The following is an 18,138-nucleotide window of genomic DNA, read 5'->3' as shown; positions in this document are numbered from 1 at the left end:
CCCTCCTCACCACCTCGCCCGGGCCCGGCGCGAGGTGGCGGGGGAGTGGGTCAGCGTTCCGCCAGGCGGGGTTCGACGTTGCAGTCGGGGCCGGGGTAGATCAGGCCCTCGTGGCCGTCCTCGAAGCGGACCACGTAGGGCGGCTCACCGTCGGTGCCGCGCACCTCGATGATCTCGCCCTTCTGGTCCACCATGCCCACGGCTCTGCTGTGGATGTGGAGCTGGTCACCTACCGCTGCGTGCATGGTCTGCTCCTCGGATCGTGCGGGCTCTCCGCTATCCACTGTGCTGCGCGGGCGGCGGGCCCGCAACGCCTCGGGCCGACGGGAGCGATGGGAGCCGTGGGGGCGGCGGGACCCGCCGGGGCCGAGGGACGGCGGTCAGTGGGCGGGCAGTTGTTGCGCGAGGTAGCCGCGCACCAGCCGCTTGCACTCGGTGATCAGCGCCGGATCGCCCTGCGGATCCCCCCGGAAGGCCAGCTTGAGCACCGCGTCGGCCGCCTCCAGGGCGACCCGCAGGGCGAGCGTGGTGGCCGCCGGGTCGCCGGCCTCGAACAGTTCGCCGCCGAGTGCCTGCAGCCGCAGGGCGACGGCGGTGTTGTTGTCGACGCCGGAGTCCAGCAGGTGCTTCTCGTTCCGCACCCCGGAGGGCACCGCCGTACCGGCGAGCCCGAAGTCGACCTGGCCGAAACCGGGCACCGCGCGCTTCATCGCGACGAACTCCTCCACCGCGAGGTCGGTGAACCCGGCCGGGCCGACCGGGGCGGAGCCGGCCAGCCGGTCGTCCAGGCGCTGGAGGTAGTGGTCGAGGTTGCGGGTGGCGAGGGCGGCCAGCAGGTCCTCCTTGCCGGCGAAGAACTGGTACAGGGTGCCGATCGGCACCTGGGCGCGCTGGGCGACCTCCTTGGTGGTCAGGGCGGTCGCACCCACCTCGTCCAGCAGCCGGGCGCAGGCGTCCAGGATGCGGCCGTACCGCTCCTGGCTGCGCTGCTGGACCGGCCGCCGCCTGGCCGGTCCGGGGCTGTGCTGGAGACTCCGGGCGTCAACGCTCATGCCGCCAACTCTGCCGCATCCGCTGTTCCGACGGCGAATCATCGGGGCGGGGGAGCGCCGGAGTTTCCGTTGGGGTGCGAAGCGACTGGTGGCCGGAGCTGAACGGCACGGTGGCGGGAAGGTGGCCACGGGTTGGCTTTGGTCTTGTCGTGGACGCGAAGGCCGGTTCATACTCCTGGGGCGGATCACTTTGCGTGATCGACTCCTTTCGCTTCGTGGCGATCGTGGGCCCGGTAGATGGGCCCGGTCGCGATTCCGAACGCGCATCCAGCTGTCCGTGGCGACGACGGGCGACACCGCCGCCACCCGAAGTCAGGACGACCCGTGTGCCTCCATGCCCGAACCGCGTCCCGCCGTGCCCCGGCCCGCCGTACTCCGGACCGCTGTGCCGAGTTTCGCTGTGCCGAGTCCCGCTGTGGCCGGTCCCGCTGTGCGTCCCGTCGAACGGAAGGAGGGGGTCGGTACGGTGACCGTGTTCTCCACCGGGCGTGAGGCCCTCGACGTCGAGCGCCGTCGTCAGTTCCTGGAGTCCGGGTACCTGGTCCTGCCCGGGCTGCTCCCGGAAGCCCTGCGCGAACGCCTCGCCCCCGAGGTGGACCGCTGGGTGGACGAGGGCCTGCGGGCCCGCTCGATCGCCGCCTGCACCGACCCCCGCCGGCACGGGCCGCCCCCGCTGCTGGAACTGGAACTCCCCGCGCACGGCGAGCTGCTCACCCACCCACCGCTGCTGCGGGCGCTGACCGGACTGATCGGCCGGTCCTTCGTCTTCCACCACCTGCACAGCGACCGCCAGGCCCCCGACCTCCCCGGAAAGCCGTGGCACCACGACTGCGAGCCCAACGACCGCTCCGACCCGTCACTGCTGATGGTCCACGCGCTGCACTACCTCACCGGCCTGGACGAGCGGGTCGGCAGCCTGGCCGTGCTGCCCGGCTCGCACCGCCGCACCGCGGACAAGGGCGCCTACGCCCACCACGGCACCGGCGAACTGCCCGGCGAGGTGGTCCTCGACCGGCTGCCGCCCGGCACCACGGTGCTGCTCAACTCGGCGCTGTTCCACACCCGCAGGCCGGCGCCCGGCGGGCCGGGCCGGCCCCGGTACTTCATCGACGCCTCCTACTGCCAGGTCGGAGCGCGCTGGCGCCCGGTGAAGCCGCACTGGCGGCAGATGCTCTCCCGGGCCCGCGAACTCGACCTGGCCGACGGCCAGTGGCCCGACCTGTTCGCGGAACACCACTTCACCGAGTACACCGGAACCGTCTGAACCGCCTGAGGAGCACCGTCGTGGAGATCGTCAGCGCTGTCGCCTACTCCGAGGTCCACCGGGCCTACCTGCGGGACCATCCGGTGGAACGCGCCCACGAGGCCAACACCAACCTGTACGGCGAGGAGAACCTGGAACGCGCCGACGAAGAGATCCCCGGCTGCTGGTGGCGGGTCCGGCTGACCCGGGCCGACGTTCTCGGCGTCGTCCTGCCCTGGCACCTCAGCGAGGGCGGCGCGCGCGAACTCGTCCCGCGCACCGGGCTGACCGTCGCCCACGCGGCCGAACGCGTCCGCTCCGGCGGCGCCGACTGGGCGGCGGCCAACCCGCTCTGCGCGGCGAAGCTCCGGCTGCTCCGCCGGGCGCCGTTCACCGCGCTCTACCTCGCCACCGCGCCGGTCGACCACCCCGACTACCAGGGCCTGGTGGTCCGGCACGGGCTGATCCACGTCGACGGCCTGCACCGCATGCTGGCCTGGGAACTGGCCGGGCGGCTGCGCGCGGGCACCGTGCTGGACGGGTACCTGGCGGGGGATCCGGCGGGCCTGGACCTGCCCGGTCCGTACCCTGCGGTCCATGCGCACCGCGCGGCCGACCCGACCCGTACGACCGACCGGACCGACCCGACCCGTACGGCCGACCCGACCCGAACGGCCCGTACGGCCGACCCGGCCCGAACGACCCGAACGACCCGAACGGCCCGCGCGGTGCGGACGGGGGACGAGCCGGCGTGACCTCCGCGACCCAGCACCTCCGGGCCACCACGCCCGACACCGGCTCGCTCACCGCCCTGCTGTCCGAGCGTGCCCGCACCCATCCCGACCGGCCCGCCGTCAGCGACGGCTGCCGCAGCCTCGACCACCGCACCCTGGACGCCGCCGCCGGGCGGATCGCCGCCCGGCTGGCCGCCGGCGGCACCGGGCGCGGCGACCGGGTCGCCCTGCTCGGCCCCCGGGACGCCCGGATGCTGGTGCTGCTGCACGGAGTGCTGCGCTCCGGCGCGGCCGCCGTGCTGACCGACCCGGACTGGACGGCCCCCGACCTGGCCCGGCGGCTGGCCGCCGTCGGGGTGGGGCGGGTGCTCGCCACCGAGGGCGGGGGCGCCGCTCCGGGCGCCGAGGTCGTGGACGTGCTGGCGGACGTGCCGGCGACCGTGCCGGCGACCGGGCCGGTGGACGGACCGGCGGACGAGCCGGGGTGGCAGGGCGGTCGGCCCGGCGGGGAGGACCCGGCGTACCTGTCCTTCACCTCCGGATCCGGCGGCGAGCCCAAGGCCGTGACCGTCACCCACGCCAACGCCGTCCACTACGCCCACGCCCTGGCCGCCCGGCTCGGGCTCACCGAGGCCGACGCCCCCCGGCTCGCCCATGTCACCACCCTCGCCGCCGACCTCGGCCACACCGCCTGGCTGCTCGCCCTGGCCACCGGCGGCTCGGTGCACGTGGTGCCCGACCGGGAGACCCGCGACCCCACGGCGTTCTGGGCCACGCTGCACCGCGCCGGGGTCGACACCGTGAAGACCACCCCCTCCCACCTGGCCGCGCTGCTGGAGGGCCGCCCGGCGGGCACCCCGCCGCTGCGCACCCTGCTGCTCGGCGGCGAGGCCCTGCCCCGCCCGCTCGCGGCCGCCCTGCTCGACGACGGCGTCACCGAGCGGCTGGTCAACCACTACGGGCCGACCGAGACGACCGTCGGCGCGACCTGCTTCCTGGCCACCGCCGCCCGCCAACTCCCGTACGGGGAGGCGACCGTGCCGATCGGCAGTGGGATCGGCGAGGTGCTGCTCACGCTGGTGGACGGCGCGGGGCGGCCGGTGGCCGACGGCGCGGTGGGGGAGCTGCTGATCGGCGGGCGGGGCGTCAGCGCCGGGTACTTCGGACGGCCCGAGGAGACCGCCCGGGGCTTCGTCCGGCGGGACGGCCGTCGGACCTACCGGACCGGCGACCTGTGCCGCCGACGGGCCGACGGCGACCTGGTGTTCCTCGGCCGGGTGGACCGGCAGGTGAAGGTCCGGGGATACCGGGTCGACCTCGCCGAGGTCGAGCGGGCGATGGACGGCCACCCGGGCGTGGTGGGCTCGGCGGCGCTGTTGCGGGAGAGCTCCACCGGGAACCAACTGATCGGCGTGGTAAGGCTGTTGGATCCCTCCGTCGACCTGTCGGGGCTGGTCGACCGGCTGCGCTCCCGGCTGCCCGGCTACTCCGTGCCGCAGCCGGTCCTGGTGCTGCCCGACTTCCCGTTCGGGCCGAACGGCAAGCTGGACCGGGCCCGGCTGGCCGAGTTGGTGGACCGGCTGGTCGAGGCCCGGGCCGATCCGGCCGGCGGAGCGGACTTCGCGGATTCGGCGGATTCGGCGGACTCGGAAGGTGCGGCGGGCCCGGCGGGTTCGGTGAGTTCGGCGGATGCGGCCGGGGACGGCCTGGCCGGGGAGATCGCCCGGTTCTGGGCCGGCGCGCTCGGCCTCCCCCGGGTCGGAGCGCGGGCCGATGTGATCGGCCTCGGTGGGGACTCCATCCTCGCCATGCGCACCATCGCCCTGCTGCGGCGCTCCGGGCTGCGGGTCGCCCACGAGGACTTCTACCGGTACCCGACGGCGGCCGGGCTGGCCTCGGCGGCCGTGCCCGTCGGCGCCTCCGCACCGGCGCCGCGCCACCCGGGCGGCGGCCAACTCGCCCCCGCCCAGCGCTGGTTGTACCGGCAGGTGTCGGTCGACGACCTGCGGCACTGGAACCAGTCCGTACTGCTGCGCTGCCGCGCCGCCGTCGACCCGGCCGTGCTCTCGGCGGCACTCGCGGCCGTCCTGGAAGGCCACCCGGCGCTGCGCCGGCCGGTCGGCCCGGACGGTCCCGGCGAACCGCTCGCCGTCGCGGACCTCGACCCGCTCTCCCACTCCCGCATCCCGCGCGCCACGCGGGCGATCGCCGACACCGTCGCCGGGGTCTGCACCGAACTCCACCGCAGCCTCGACCCCTTGGCCGGCCGGCTGCTGCGCGCCCACCTGTTCACCGGCCCGCCCGGAACCGACCAGCGGCTGGCGCTGATCGCCCACCACCTGGTGGTCGACGGGCTGTCCTGGCGGATCCTGCTGGACGACCTCGCCCGGGCCTACCGGGCGGTGCTGGACGGCGAGCCGGCCGGGCTGCCGCCGACGGCCGACTTCTACCGGTGGGCGGCCGCTGCCTCGCCGGCTGTCGCCCCGCCCGCCGCCGCCCTGCCCACGGCGCCGGTGCGGGCCGACGCCGATGCCGGTCCGCCCGTCCGACCGGCCGCGCTCAGCTGGGCGTTGGACGCCGAGGCCACCGCCCGGCTGGTCGCCCGGCACGGCGGTGGCGCCGGGCTGGAGGCCGTCCTGCTGGACGCCTTCGCCGATGCCGTTGCCCGTGCCGAGGTCGCCACCCGTGCCGAGGCCGCGACCGGTCGGCGCGGCGGGCCCCGGCTGGCCGTGGAGGTCGAGACCCACGGCCGGGACGCGGTCGGCGACCCGGGTGAATTCCTGGACACCGTAGGCTGGTTCACCGCCGTCAAGCACGTCGAGCTGGCCCCCGCGAGCGGCGCCGGACCGGCCGAGACGGCCCGCCGGCTGCGCGAGGCGCCCGTCCGGCCGATGGACGCCCCCGGTGCGCGGCCGGACCTCGGGTTCAACTTCCTCGGCACCTTCCGGCTGCCCGAGGAACCCGCGCTGGACTGGACCGTCGCCGACGAACAGGCCGGTACGGCCCGCTGCCCCGGCGGCGACCCGCTGTACCGGCTGCGGCTCACCGCCCGGGTGGTGGAGCGGCGCCTGGTCGCCGACCTGGTGTACGGATGGCCGAGGGTGGGGCACCCGGCCGCCCGGCGGGTCCTCGACCACTTCGCCACGGTGCTCGGCGGGCCCACCGCGGACGAGCCCGTCCGCTCGCCGCTGTCCACCTCCGGGCAGCTGCTGCACACCGGGGTGGCGCGCACCGCCCGGGCGACCGTCCGCGAACCCGCCCGGGTGCTGCTCACCGGCGCCACCGGCTACCTCGGGCGGCACCTGCTGGACGCCTTCCGGCGGCGCGGCGCCGTGGTCACCTGCCTGGTGCGGGCCGCCGACGACGCCGGAGCCGTCCGGCGGCTGGCCGGCGGCCGGGCCGCCCACGTCGTCGCCGGGGACCTCGAACGGGACGGTCTGGGCCTGTCCCCGGCCGGGCTGGAACGGGCCCGGCAGGCCCGGATCGTGGTGCACGCGGCGGCGGACGTCCGGCTGGTCGCGGCGCCCGAGGAGCTGGAGCGGGCCAACCACGCGGCGGTGCGCCGACTGCTGGGCTGGGTCGGCGAGCACACCCCGCAGGCCCGGTTCCACCACGTCTCCACGCTGACCGTGTCCGGCGGCGTGGACGGCCCGCCGCGCCGGTTCGGCGAGGCGGACCTGTGGATCGGCCAGCGCTTCCGCACCCCGTACGAGCGCAGCAAGTACCGGGCCGAGCAGGCCGTCCGGGCCTGGGCGGCCGGCGGGCACCCCGCCTGCCTGTACCGCAGCGGCCACATCGCCGCGCACAGCCGGACCGGCGCCTTCCAGGCCAACCCCGGCGACAACCGGGTCTACCAGCTGGTGCGCGGCTACCTGCTGGCCGGTGCCGCCCCCAGCCGACCGGACACGGCCTTCGCGTTCTCGTACGTGGACACGGTGGCCGCCGGGATCGCCGCGATCGCCCTCGACCCGTACGCGGCGCCCGGCGCGTACCACGTCGAGAACCCGTACCCGACGCCGCACGACGAACTGGTGGGCTGGCTCGCCGCGCACGGCCGCCCCGTCCGGCTCACCGACGAGGCGGGCTTCGCGGCCGCCATCGCCCGGGCCGAGCGGCGGCACCCGACGGCCGCCCGGCTGGCCGCCGCCTGGGCCCAGCAGGAGGAGCGCAACGTCCGGGTGGACTGCGGGTACACCACCGCCGTGCTGGACCGGCTGGGCGTCCGCTTCGCCGCGCCGACCGCGCGGTGGTGGGCGGCCGCGCAGACCTGGGCCGCCGAGGCGGGCCACCTGCCGCCACCCCGCTGAACCGTTCCGCCCGACCGGTCCCGTCCCGCTCGGTCCCATCCCACCCGCTCCGACCTGACCGCTTCGACCCGACCGCTCAGACCCCGCCCGCTCCGACCCGCCCCGAGAGAAGGCAGACTCCGTTGTCCCAGCTCTCCCCCGTGCTCAAGCAGGCCACCCCCGTCGTCGCCGTCCGCGGCGAAGGCCTCCACCTCTACGACGCCGCCGGCCGCCGCTACCTCGACTTCACCTCCGGCGTCGGCGTGACCAGCACCGGCCACTGCCACCCGAGGGTGGTCGAGGCCGTCCGCGAACAGGCCGGCCGGCTGCTGCACGGTCAGTACACCACCGTCCTGCACGACCAACTGCTCACCCTCACCGACCGGTTGGGCGACGTGCTGCCGCCCGGCCTGGACTCGCTCTGCTACGCCACCGCGGGGACGGAGGCGGTGGAGGCGGCGCTGCGGCTGGCCCGGCACGCCACCGGGCGGCAGAACGTGATCGTCTTCGAGGGCTCCTTCCACGGCCGCACCATGGGCGCCGCCTCGCTCACCACCGCCGGGACCCGCTTCCGGGCGGGCATCGGCCCGCTGCCGCCCGGGGTCGCGGTCGCGCCCTTCCCGGCCGCCTTCCGGCTCGGCCTGTCCGAGGAGGAGGCGGTGGCGCACGCCCTGCGCGGGCTGGACGAGGTGCTGGCCACCGTCGCCGCGCCCGCCGAGACCGCCGCCCTGTTCGTAGAACCGGTGCTCGGCGAGGGCGGCTACGTCCCCGCCCCGGCCGGGTTCCTGGCCGGGCTGCGCGAGCGCGCCGACCGGCACGGCCTGCTGCTCGTGCTGGACGAGGTGCAGACCGGCTTCGGCCGCACCGGCCGGTTCTGGGCCCACCAGTACGAGGCGGGGGTGCGGCCCGACGTGCTGATCACCGCCAAAGGCCTGGCCAGCGGCTTCCCGCTGTCCGCCGTCGCCGCGCCGACCGAGCTGATGCGGCGCGCCTGGCCGGGCTCCCAGGGCGGCACCTACGGCGGGAACCCGGTGGCCTGCGCCGCCGCCCTGGCCACCCTGGACGTGCTGCGCGAGGAACGGCTGGTGGAGAACGCGGCCGAGCAGGGCGAGCGGCTGCTGGACGGCTTGCGGACGGTCGCCGCCGGGGCGCCGGGCATCGGCGACGTCCGGGGCCGCGGGCTGATGGCGGCCAGCGAGTTCTGCCGCCCGGACGGCTCGCCGGACCCGGAGACGGCCCGGCGGGTCCAGCAGGCGGCGGCCGAGCTCGGACTGCTGCTCCTGCTCTGCGGGATCCACCTCAACGTGGTCCGGATGATCCCCGCGCTGGTCGTCACGGCCGCGCAGGTCGACGAGGCACTGGCGCTCTGGTCCAAGGCCGTCGCGGCCGGGACGGGGCAGGAGGAGACGCTGTGAACGAGCACACCGTGACCGAGATCGGCTGGAGCAGCCTGGAGTTGGAGGCCCGGCGGCAGCTGTGGTCGCTGCCGCTGAGCGACGGCGAGCGGCAGCTGCTGTGGGCCGACGCCCGGGCCCGGCGCTGGGGCGCGGCCGGGCCGGTGCGCGAGCGGCTGCGGTCCTTCGTCGGGGCGGCCGTCGACTCGGTCGGGCTCACCCACGTCGCCAACCTGGTCGACCCGGACCGGCCGGAGCGGGAGATCACCGAGGTGCTGTCCTTCCTGCTGCGGGACTACGGCCGGATCGTCCCGCAGAACGGCCGCGGCGACCTCACCTCGGTGCTGCGCGACCACGACGGGGACGGCAACACCGAACTCGGATTCCACTGCGACACCTGCGACCTGCTCGTCCTGCTCTGCCTCCAACCCGCCCACCACGGCGGAGGGTTGACCAAGCTGGCGAGCGCCCGGCACGTCCACGACCTGATCGGCCGGGAGCGGCCGGACGCCCTGGCCACGCTCGGCCAGGACTGGACCTTCGACCGGACCGGCCGGGCGGGCCCGCAGCTGGTGGTCACCCCGATCCTGTACCCGAGGAAGGACGGCACGATCGGCTGCTACTACCAGACCCGCACCGTGCGCTCCTCACCCGACCGCGGCGGGCCGGAGCTGACGGACCGTCAGTGGGAGGCGCTCGGCGTGCTGGACGAGGTGCTGTACCGCCCGGAGATCGCCTTCGGCCTGCCGATGGCCGCCGGAGACCTGCTGATCATCCGCAACAGCCGTGTCCTGCACGGACGTTCGGCGTACCTCGACGAACCCGGCCGGCACGCCCGGCGGATGCTGCGGATCTGGCTCAACGAGGGGGAGACATGGGCGCCGTGAGCCGACCGGACGGGAAGGTCGCCCTGGTCACCGGCGGCGGCAGCGGGCTCGGCCGGGCCTCCGCGCTGGCCCTGGTCGGCGCCGGCTGGACGGTGGTGGTCGCGGGCCGCCGCAAGGACGCGCTGGAGGAGACCGCCGCACTCGCCGCCGCACTCGCCGTCGGCTCCGGAGCCGTGGACTCCGGAGCTGTCGATACCGGAGCCGTCGGCTCCGGAGCTGTCGACACCGGCGTCGTCGACCCGGAACGGGTGCTGGCGGTGCCCACCGACATCCGCAACCCCGAGGAGGTCGCCCGGCTGTTCGACGCCGTCCGCGACCGCTACGGCCGGCTCGACCTGCTCTTCAACAACGCGGGCGCCGCCGCCCCGCGCCGGCCCATCACCGAGACGTCCTTCCACGACTGGAACCGCGTCCTGGACACCATCGTCACCGGCAGCTTCCTGTGCGCCCGGGAGGCCTTCCGGCTGATGAGCACCCAGCACCCGCAGGGCGGCCGGATCATCAACAACGGCGCGCCCTCCGCGCACGTTCCGCGTCCCAACTCCCATGCCTACACGGCCGCCAAGCACGCGGTCCTCGGCCTCACCAAGGTGCTCGCCCTGGACGGCCGGCCGTACGGCATCACCTGCGGGCAGATCGACGTCGGCAACGTCAGCCCGCCGGACGGCGCCCCGCAGCCCGCCGCGACGCAGGCCGACGGGACCTCGGCGGTGGAGGCGACCATCCCGGTCGAGCGCTTCACCGACGCCCTGCTGCTGATGGCCGCGCAGCCGCCGGACACCACCATCCAGTCCCTGGTGGTGCTGCCGGCCACCATGCCGTTCGTCGGGAGGGGTTGAGACGTGCTGGTCAGCGCCCGTTCCTTCGCCGAGTACCGCGCGATGTTCGCGCTCACCGACGGCGACCTCGACCAGCGCGTCCTGGACTGCCCGGCCGGGGCGGCGAGCTTCGTCGCCGAGGCCGGGCGGCGCGGGATCGACGCGGTCGCCGTCGACCGCGAATACGCCGTGCACCGGGAGGAGTTGGGCCTGCTGGTGGAGCGGGAGACCGGTTTCAAGCGGGACCTGCTGGTTCAGGAGACGGCAGGCTTCACCCCGTCCTGGTACGCCGACACGGACGACCTGGTCCGGCAGTGGACCGCCAACTCCCGACTGTTCCGGGCCGACATCGCCGCCCGCCCGGAGCGCTACGTCGCCGGGGCGCTGCCCGGACTCCCCTTCCCGGACGCCTCCTTCGACCTGGTGCTCAGCTCGCACCTGGTCTTCTCCTACGGCAACCGGCTGGGCGAGGAGTTCCACCGGGCCGCGCTGCTGGAGCTGGCCCGGGTCGCACGGCGGGAGGTCCGGCTGTTCCCCCTGATGGTGTACGACACCGGCGAGCGGTACCACGGCCTGGACCGGCTGCGCGAGGAACTGGCCGGGGCCGGGATCGGCAGCCGGGTGGAGCGGGTGGCGTACGAGTTCCAGCCGGGGGACGGCGAGATGCTGGTGCTCTCCTGCGCCGGGTACCGCCCGCCGCCCGCGGCGCCCCGGACCACCGCCGTCGACCCGGTGCGGTGGCGGCACCGGGAGGCCGCCTTGCCGCCCGCTTGTGGGTGACGCCCCGACGGTAGGGGGCCGCGCGTGGGCCGTCGTGGGCCGCACGAGTTCGCTCGGAGCGGACGCCGGCGGGGAACGCGGGCGCAACGGGCTGCGTTCGTGGACGGTATGAACACGCATCAGCATCACAGCCACCAGCAGCACCAGCAGCACGAGCACCACGCCGGTCACGGCGACCACCACGACCACCACGAGCACCACGAGAGCCACGGCCACGGCGACCACCACGCCGGTCACGGCGCTCCGCAGGGGCTGACGGCCTCCGACCAGGGCTACACCCTGATACCGGGGACCGTCGGCCCCGAGGGCGAGTTCACCTTCCGGATCACCGGGCCGGACGGCGAGGCCGTCACCGCGTACGAGCCCCAGCACGAGGCCCTGCTGCACCTGATCGTGGTCCGCCGCGACCTCTCCGGCTACCGGCACGTCCACCCCACGCTGGACGCGGACGGCACCTGGCGGGTGGCCAACCCCTTCGACGGCCCCGCCGCCTACCACGCCTACGCCGACTTCAAGGCCGTCGGCGCCGCCCCGCTCACCCTCGGCGTGGACCTCACCCTCCCCGGCGAGAGCGCCGGGCACCCGCTGCCGGAGGCCTCGGCCACCGCCACGGTCGACGGCTACACCGTCACCCTGGCCGGGCAGTTGACGGCGGGCACCGGCGCGCCGCTCACCTTCACCGTGACCCGCGACGGCGCCCCCGTCGCCGACCTCCAGCCCTACCTGGCCGCCTACGGCCACCTGGTCGCCCTGCGCGCCGCCGACCTCGCCTACCTGCACGTCCACCCGAACGGCGAGCCCGGCGACGGGGTCACCGCGCCCGGCCCGGAGATCACCTTCCACGCGGTGGCGCCGACGGCCGGCCCGTACCGGCTCTACCTCGACTTCAAGCACGGGGACGCCGTCCACACCGCCGAGTTCACGGCCGTGGCCGGCTCCTGATCACCGGGGGCCTGTCCATCCCGGTCGGGCCCGCGCGGCTGATCGGCCGCCTGGCGGACCGGCGTCCGGTCCGCTGAGCAGCTGCTCCGCCGCTCGACCGAGCCGGGCCGCGCCCGTCCGAACCGCGCCCGTCCGAACCGCGCCCGTCCGAACCGCGCCCGTCCGATCCTCGGGACGGCGTGGCCGGTCCGCCCGCCGCTCTGCCAGCATGGCGCGATGGACAACACGCGTCGGCTGGTCAGTTCGGGTTCGCCGTTGGAACCGCGCATCGGGTTCTCCCGGGCGGTCCGCAAGGGTCCCTACGTCGCGGTGGCGGGCACCGCGCCGATCGGCGCGGACGGCGGGACCGTCGGGCCCGGGGACGTCCACGCCCAGACCGTCCGGTGCCTGGACATCGCCGAGGCCGCGCTGGCGGAGGCGGGCGCCTCGCTGACGGACGTGGTGCGGACCAGGATCATGCTCACCGACGTGACGGCCTGGGAGGAGGCCGCCCGGGCGCACGGGGAACGCTTCGGGGCGATCCGCCCGGTCACCACCTTCGTCGAGGTCTCCCGCTTCATCGACCCGGACTGGCTGGTCGAGGTGGAGGTCGACGCCGTCCTCGGCTGACCGGGCCCGGGCGCCGGTCACCGATCTCCGCGCGACGCCCTTCGGGCCGCTCCACTACGGTGCGGCCATGGTGAACTTCGTACTGGTCGCCGGTGCCCGGCTCGGCGCCTGGGCCTGGGCCGACGTGATCCCGACGCTGCGCGCGGCCGGGCACGCCGTCCACCCGCTGACGCTGTCCGGGCTGGCCGGGGAGCGGGACGTCCCGGCCGGGCAGCGGACCCACGTCGAGGACGTCGTGGTCGAGGTCGAACGCCAGGACCTGCGCCGGGTCGTGCTGGTCGGCCACAGCTACGCGGGCGTCCCGGTCGGCCAGGCCGCCCAGCGGATCGGCGACCGGCTGGCCCGGCTGGTCCTCGTCGACGCGGCCGTCCCCGTCGACGGCCGTTCCTTCGCGGACGGCTGGCCGGACGGCGGCACGGCGCTGCGGGCCGCGCTCGCGGCCAACGGCGGCTCCTGGCCGTGCGCCCGGCCCGAGCACTTCGCCGGGCACGGCCTCACCGCGGAGCAGACCGCCCGCATCGTCGGCGGCGCGACCCCGCACCCGGGCGCCACCCTCACCGAGTCCGCCACCCTGACCGGCCCCCTCACCACCCTGCCCACGACGTACGTCAGGTGCCTCCTCGCGGGCGAGGAACCCGACGAGGACGTGGCCGAGCTGCTCGCCGCCCCGCACTGGCAGCTGGCCGAACTGGCCACCGGCCACTGGCCGATGTTCTCCCGCCCGACCGACCTGGCCCACCTGCTCCTCACCGCCGCAGCGCAGTGACGCCCGGCGCCGTCGCCCCCGGTGTGGGTGGGACGGGGGCGACGGCGGGGGCGGGTCAGGGGGTGTAGCTGACCCAGCCCTTGGTGACGGTGGTGTTCGGCGGGCAGTACAGCTGGACGTTCAGGAAGGTCGTGTGCGGGCCGTCGCTCCGGAACGAGCCGTCCGAACAGTTGACGTTCACCCACCACTTGGTGGTGCCCCAGGCGGAGCAGGAAATCCCGTAGTACCACTGGCCGTTGAGGAAGGCGATGGTCGGGGTGCTGCAGTTGATGCCCTCGACCCGGGCCGGTGCGGCCGACCGGGCCTGGGCGGCCGGCGCCGCGACGACGCCGATGGCCGCGAGCCCGGCCAGCAGGCAGGCGGCGGTTCCGAGTCTCCTGCTCCTGGTGTTCCTGCGCACGATGGTTCCGTCCTCGTCGTCGGTCGTGCCGAGCGCCGCTGCGACCCGCGGCCGGGACGTGCTCCGGCGAATCGTAGGGATCGTAGGGAGGGACGGCGCCGCTCCGCACATGACGTCCGCACATGACGGGGGAGAAGTCGCCACCGCGGCCGCACCCTGCCGCGTCCCCCGCGCCGCGGGGCAGGGCTCACCACCCGAGGCGCGCCGTACCCCACCGCCCCCGCGATCCGGACCCCGCCGGCCGCCCTTCGACCGGAACCCGCCCTCCCCGGTGCGGCAGCCCGCCCGGTGGGCGTCCGACGGCGGCGCGCTCAGTGGGTGCCGGTGATGAAGACGTCGAGGGCCTGGGTCACGATGTCGATCGGGTTCGCGAACGCCCTGCTCTGATCGGAGGCGCCGGCGAAGTGCAGGCCGACCGGGTTGCGGCTGTCGTCATCGGTCCAGACGATCGCTCCGGAATCCCCGCGCCCGGCGAACGGCCCGAGGTTTCCGGTGATCGCGATGGAGCCGGAGAAGAAGGCGGAGTTCCCGCCCGGGTAGTCGGCCCAGTGCGAGGCGCCCACCTCCTGGACGGTTCCCGCGGTCACCTCCGTCGTCCGCCCGCTCTTGCCGACCGCCAGGCCGACCGTCGCGGCCGCGGTCGTGGAGCTGATCGCCAGTTCGAACGTCCCGCCGGGCCCCCGGGCCAGGACGTTGGGGCTGACCTTGGCCGGGTCCGCCCATGCCGTCGCGCAGTCCACGATGTTGACGGGCCCGCCGAAGGCCACCGGGACGAAGCGCTCCAGGACGGCTATGAGGTCGTCGGGGCAGACTCCGAAGTCACCGGTGGCGGGCTGGTCGACGCAGTCCCCGAGCCGGCCCAGGTTGCTGTTCGCGAGGATGTGGTTGCAGCTGAGGATGAGCGTCCGCTGGTCGCGTGGGGAGGAGCGGCCGGTGGTCAGGCAGCCCAGCGTGCCGAAGCCGAGGCCGAGGGCGTTGGGGTTGCCGAGAACGGACGCGCCGCCTGGCGCCGGCCGCTGCCGCAGCTCGAAGGTCTGCGCCTCGATCGGCCCGGTCACGACCGGGACCACGACCACCCCGGATGACGCGGCGGCTCCGACGCCCATGCGGTCGACGAGCACCGCCCTGATGTCCTCGGCCGTCCTCGGCCGGGTCAGGTAGACCGTCAGCGTCGGCCGCCCCGGCTCCACGGCACCGCCGGCCGGACCGCGCTCGGACGGTGCGGACTTGCCGATGCCGATCCCCTGGATGTTGGTCAGCTCGGTGATGTCGGTCAGCTCGGTGACGTCGTCCGCGGACCGGACTCGGCTGCGCTCGTCACCCTGCCCGCTCAGGACTCCCTCGATCGCGGCCCGCGCCTCCAGCAGCTCCGGCGGGAGCTCGGCGGGGTCGAAGCCGGGGACCTCGGGCAGGCCGTCGGGTGGTCGGAGTTCCACGCCCTCGCCGGACCGTGCGAAGTCCTCGGGCGGTGGCTGAACGGGCCTTGACATGGGAGGAACTCCTCACGGATGTGCACCGAAGGTGAGCAGGTCCCGCGCCGAGAGCCCGGAAGCCCGCGCAGTACGGTCCATCCCCCGGAACCGGAAGCAGAGTCTCCAGGTCGCCGGGCCTCGGGTCTCCGGAGATCCAGGCTGCCGGATGGCCGTCATCACTACGACCATGCTCCCATTCCGGCAACTCGTCCGCCTTCGCACGGGCGTGGTCTCCGACGGCATCGGTACGGGCCGAAGCGCGTCGGCGGCCACTGGTACACAGCTGATACACGACTGCGCGCCGGTGGAAGTCCCGCTCCGACCGGGCGGAAGCGCTGGTCGCGGAGGCTGTGGGCACACCCGGTGGCCGTCGGTGGCACCGGGGTCCGTGTCCCTCTGCTCCGGGAGGCAGCCGTCGTGTCCGTCGTCGCGAAGTCCGTTGCGAAAGTTGCCGAACCCGCAAGCCGAGACTGCCGTACCGCGTCCGGCCGGGGCCGGGGCCGGGTGCCCCGCCGCGGGGTGCTGTGGGCGCTGGCCGGGGTGCTGGTCGCGGGGGCCGGCGGGGGCGCGCTGGCCGCCCTGCCCGACGGCGGCCCGGGTGCGGGCCCCGGCGCGGGCGGGGACGCCAGGGCGGACGGGGCACTGGTGCTCCCCGCGCCCGAGGCCGTCGCCGACCTCGACCTCCCGTGGCCGACGGACGGGCAGTCGGCCGTCGCCGTGGCGAAGGCCGGCGTCCTCGGGGTCAAGGGGCCGCAGCAACAGCCGGTGCCGATCGCGAGCGTCACCAAGGTGATGACGGCGTACGTCGTCCTCCGGGACCACCCGCTCAGGGACGGCGAGGACGGGCCGACGATCACGGTCGACGCGCAGGCCGCGGCCGAGTCGGCCTCGGCGAGCGAGTCCACGGCCCCCGTCACCGAGGGGCAGCGGCTCACCCAGCGCAAGCTGCTGGAGGTGATGCTGCTCCCCTCCGCCAACAACGTGGCCCGGCTGCTGGCCCGTTGGGACGCGGGCAGCCAGGAGGCGTTCGTGGCCCGGATGAACGCGGAGGCGGCCAGGCTGGGGATGACCAGCACGACCTACACCGGGGCCAGCGGCTTCGAGGCCACGACCGTGTCCACCGCCGCCGACCAGCTCAAGCTGGCCCGCGAGGCGATGAAGGAGCCGGCGCTGCGGGCCACGGTGGCGCTGCGCAGCACCACGCTCCCGGGGCGGGCCGAACCACTGCGGAACACCAACACCCTGCTCGACCGCCCCGGGGTGGTCGGCTTGAAGACCGGGTCGAGCACGCCGGCGGGCGGCAACCTGATGTGGGCCCTGGAGGTCCCGGACGGCAAGGGCGGCTCGGGCCGCCGGCTCGTCTACGGCGTGGTGCTCGGCCAGCGCGCGGGGACCACGCCCACCGAGGGCCTGCGGGCGGCGCTGGAGAACAGCGGTCGGCTCGTCGACGCCCTGCGGCAGAAGCTGCCGGGCGCCCTGGCGGCGCTCGACGGCGGTCAGCGGGAGTGGGCGTGAGCGCGGGCGCGAGCGCCGGGGCGGCTCCGGTGGTGCCGCTGGCGGCGCCTCCGGCGGTGGCCGGGGCGGTGGTCGGGGAGACGGGCCGGGAGACGGTGGCCGACGCGCCCGGGCCCGGCCGTCGCCGTCCGGCCCGTCGTCCGGTCCGCCGCCGTCCGGCCCGCCGTGCGGCGCGGCCGCGGCGCCCGCGTGGGCGGCTGATCGTGGTGGCCGCCGTGCTCTGCGCCGCCCTGATGGCCCTGAACTCCCAACTCCCCAACGGCGTCGGCAATCTCGGCAGCCTGTGGCAGACGGTGCTGCCCTGGTCGGGCCTGGGCGTCGCGCTGCTGCTGCTCCTGGCGGCGGTCCGGCGGTCCGCCCTGGCGGCGGCCGCGGTGCTCGTCCCCGCCCTCGTCTGGACCGTGCTCTTCGCTCCCGCCCTCGTCGACAAGCGCGCCGGCGGCGGGGACCTCACGGTGGTCAGCCACAACGTCAACGAGGAGAACCCCGACCCGCGCCGGACGGCCCGTGCGCTGGCCGCCTCGGGCGCCGACGTCCTGGCGGTGGAGGAGCTGGCGAGCCGGGCGCAGGAGACCTACCGGCACGAACTGGCCGCCGCCTACCCCTACGCCGAGGTGCGGGGCGGCGTCGGACTGTGGAGCAAGTACCCGCTCCAGGCGGTGGAGCCGGTGGAGATCATGCCCTGGACCAGGGCCCTGCGCGCCACCGTGCAGACCCCGAAGGGGCCGGTGGCCGTCTACGCGGCGCACCTCGCCTCGGTCCGGGTGCACCCGGCGGCCGGCTTCACCACGGCCCGCCGCAATGAGGCGGCCGCCAAGCTGGCCGAGGCCGTACGGGCCGAACGGCTCCCGCGGATCGTCGTCCTGGGGGACTTCAACGGCTCGGTCGACGACTCCGCGCTGGACGCGCTCACAGGGCCGTTGCGGTCGGCGCAGCGGGAGGCCGGTGCCGGCTTCGGCTTCACCTGGCCGGCGTCGTTCCCGGTGGTCCGGATCGACCAGATCCTGGTGAAGGGCATCACCCCGCGCTCGGCGTGGACCCTGCCCGACACCGGCAGCGACCACCTGCCGGTCGCCGCGACCCTGCGGCTGTGACCGGCCGCCGTCCGCCCCCTGGGCACCGCCCGGCCGTGCCCCCACGTGCCGCCCCGGGCATCCTCGGTGCCGCGCCCCGTCCGGCTACGATCGGTCACCAGTGAGCTCGAACGAGCACGAATCCCCAGGCCAAGACACGGGAGAAC

Annotated in this window: 16 protein-coding genes; 12 read left to right on the top strand and 4 right to left on the bottom strand. The window is 75.5% G+C overall.

The window, feature by feature from the left end; genetic code table 11:
- Positions 1 to 50: 50 nt before the first annotated feature.
- Together AB0F71_RS16565 and AB0F71_RS16560 are read right to left on the bottom strand one after the other, a co-directional pair.
- Positions 51 to 245, bottom strand: a complete 195-nt coding sequence (locus tag AB0F71_RS16565) for a DUF1918 domain-containing protein (protein WP_360233937.1) — start codon at positions 243 to 245, stop codon at positions 51 to 53.
- A gap of 135 nt (positions 246 to 380) precedes the next feature.
- Entirely contained in the window at positions 381 to 1,052 is a 672-nt protein-coding gene (locus AB0F71_RS16560; RefSeq protein ID WP_360233934.1) for a TetR/AcrR family transcriptional regulator, read from the bottom strand.
- Between the two features lie 466 nt (positions 1,053 to 1,518).
- On the opposite strand from AB0F71_RS16560, the gene AB0F71_RS16555 reads away from it, so the two are divergent.
- The 10 genes from AB0F71_RS16555 to AB0F71_RS16510 all read left to right on the top strand — a co-directional run bounded on the left by AB0F71_RS16555 (position 1,519) and on the right by AB0F71_RS16510 (position 13,511).
- Complete coding sequence (locus AB0F71_RS16555) at positions 1,519 to 2,316, top strand: phytanoyl-CoA dioxygenase family protein (RefSeq protein WP_360233931.1); 798 nt, start codon at positions 1,519 to 1,521, stop codon at positions 2,314 to 2,316.
- Positions 2,317 to 2,336: 20 nt separating this feature from the next.
- A complete protein-coding gene (locus tag AB0F71_RS16550; protein ID WP_360233928.1) occupies positions 2,337 to 3,050 on the top strand; it encodes a DUF6309 family protein in 714 nt (237 codons plus the stop codon).
- Positions 3,047 to 7,336: an AMP-binding protein gene (locus tag AB0F71_RS16545; RefSeq protein ID WP_360233925.1), complete on the top strand. Its 4,290-nt coding sequence runs from the start codon at positions 3,047 to 3,049 to the stop codon at positions 7,334 to 7,336. Before AB0F71_RS16550 ends, AB0F71_RS16545 begins: the two co-directional genes overlap by 4 nt.
- Positions 7,337 to 7,458: 122 nt before the next feature.
- On the top strand, positions 7,459 to 8,730 hold the full coding sequence (locus AB0F71_RS16540) for an aminotransferase class III-fold pyridoxal phosphate-dependent enzyme (protein ID WP_360233922.1): 1,272 nt from the start codon (positions 7,459 to 7,461) through the stop codon (positions 8,728 to 8,730).
- On the top strand, positions 8,727 to 9,596 hold the full coding sequence (locus AB0F71_RS16535) for a TauD/TfdA family dioxygenase (protein ID WP_360233919.1): 870 nt from the start codon (positions 8,727 to 8,729) through the stop codon (positions 9,594 to 9,596). The genes AB0F71_RS16540 and AB0F71_RS16535 overlap by 4 nt, the downstream gene beginning before the upstream one ends.
- The gene (locus AB0F71_RS16530; protein ID WP_360233916.1) at positions 9,584 to 10,435 is read left to right on the top strand and encodes an SDR family oxidoreductase; all 852 of its coding nucleotides are present in this window, start codon (positions 9,584 to 9,586) and stop codon (positions 10,433 to 10,435) included. The genes AB0F71_RS16535 and AB0F71_RS16530 overlap by 13 nt, the downstream gene beginning before the upstream one ends.
- Positions 10,436 to 10,438: 3 nt before the next feature.
- Positions 10,439 to 11,194 (top strand): methyltransferase domain-containing protein, encoded by a 756-nt coding sequence (locus AB0F71_RS16525; protein WP_360233913.1) that lies wholly within the window; start codon positions 10,439 to 10,441, stop codon positions 11,192 to 11,194.
- Positions 11,195 to 11,302: 108 nt separating this feature from the next.
- Complete coding sequence (locus AB0F71_RS16520; RefSeq protein WP_360233911.1) at positions 11,303 to 12,136, top strand: hypothetical protein; 834 nt, start codon at positions 11,303 to 11,305, stop codon at positions 12,134 to 12,136.
- Between the two features lie 216 nt (positions 12,137 to 12,352).
- On the top strand, positions 12,353 to 12,745 hold the full coding sequence (locus AB0F71_RS16515) for a RidA family protein (protein WP_360233908.1): 393 nt from the start codon (positions 12,353 to 12,355) through the stop codon (positions 12,743 to 12,745).
- Between the two features lie 67 nt (positions 12,746 to 12,812).
- Positions 12,813 to 13,511 carry an alpha/beta hydrolase family protein gene (locus AB0F71_RS16510; protein WP_360233905.1) on the top strand — a complete coding sequence of 233 codons (699 nt, stop codon included), beginning with the start codon at positions 12,813 to 12,815 and terminating at the stop codon, positions 13,509 to 13,511.
- A 55-nt stretch (positions 13,512 to 13,566) separates the two neighbouring features.
- On the opposite strand, the gene AB0F71_RS16505 is transcribed toward AB0F71_RS16510, so the two are convergent.
- Together AB0F71_RS16505 and AB0F71_RS16500 are read right to left on the bottom strand one after the other, a co-directional pair.
- Complete coding sequence (locus AB0F71_RS16505; protein WP_360233902.1) at positions 13,567 to 13,911, bottom strand: hypothetical protein; 345 nt, start codon at positions 13,909 to 13,911, stop codon at positions 13,567 to 13,569.
- Between the two features lie 311 nt (positions 13,912 to 14,222).
- Entirely contained in the window at positions 14,223 to 15,401 is a 1,179-nt protein-coding gene (locus AB0F71_RS16500; RefSeq protein ID WP_360233899.1) for a hypothetical protein, read from the bottom strand.
- A 486-nt stretch (positions 15,402 to 15,887) separates the two neighbouring features.
- Between AB0F71_RS16500 and AB0F71_RS16495 the strand changes: the two genes are divergently transcribed.
- Both AB0F71_RS16495 and AB0F71_RS16490 read left to right on the top strand, forming a co-directional pair.
- Positions 15,888 to 16,898, top strand: a complete 1,011-nt coding sequence (locus tag AB0F71_RS16495) for a serine hydrolase (protein WP_360233896.1) — start codon at positions 15,888 to 15,890, stop codon at positions 16,896 to 16,898.
- Positions 16,895 to 17,992, top strand: a complete 1,098-nt coding sequence (locus AB0F71_RS16490; RefSeq protein WP_360233893.1) for an endonuclease/exonuclease/phosphatase family protein — start codon at positions 16,895 to 16,897, stop codon at positions 17,990 to 17,992. Before AB0F71_RS16495 ends, AB0F71_RS16490 begins: the two co-directional genes overlap by 4 nt.
- Positions 17,993 to 18,138: the final 146 nt, after the last annotated feature.

It is taken from the genome of Kitasatospora sp. NPDC028055 (genome assembly GCF_040637885.1).
GTDB lineage: Bacteria > Actinomycetota > Actinomycetes > Streptomycetales > Streptomycetaceae > Kitasatospora.
The sequence above is the reverse complement of the archived record's forward strand: the minus strand, read 5'-3'. Positions and strand labels throughout refer to the sequence as shown.

Excerpts from the sequence above, each read along its gene's own strand:
- AB0F71_RS16565 (WP_360233937.1), bottom strand. The coding sequence starts at position 245 with ATGCACGCAGCGGTAGGTGACCAGCTCCACATCCACAGCAGAGCCGTG.
- AB0F71_RS16560 (WP_360233934.1), bottom strand. The coding sequence starts at position 1,052 with ATGAGCGTTGACGCCCGGAGTCTCCAGCACAGCCCCGGACCGGCCAGG.
- AB0F71_RS16530 (WP_360233916.1), top strand. The coding sequence starts at position 9,584 with ATGGGCGCCGTGAGCCGACCGGACGGGAAGGTCGCCCTGGTCACCGGC.
- AB0F71_RS16520 (WP_360233911.1), top strand. The coding sequence starts at position 11,303 with ATGAACACGCATCAGCATCACAGCCACCAGCAGCACCAGCAGCACGAG.
- AB0F71_RS16515 (WP_360233908.1), top strand. The coding sequence starts at position 12,353 with ATGGACAACACGCGTCGGCTGGTCAGTTCGGGTTCGCCGTTGGAACCG.
- AB0F71_RS16510 (WP_360233905.1), top strand. The coding sequence starts at position 12,813 with ATGGTGAACTTCGTACTGGTCGCCGGTGCCCGGCTCGGCGCCTGGGCC.
- AB0F71_RS16500 (WP_360233899.1), bottom strand. The coding sequence starts at position 15,401 with ATGTCAAGGCCCGTTCAGCCACCGCCCGAGGACTTCGCACGGTCCGGC.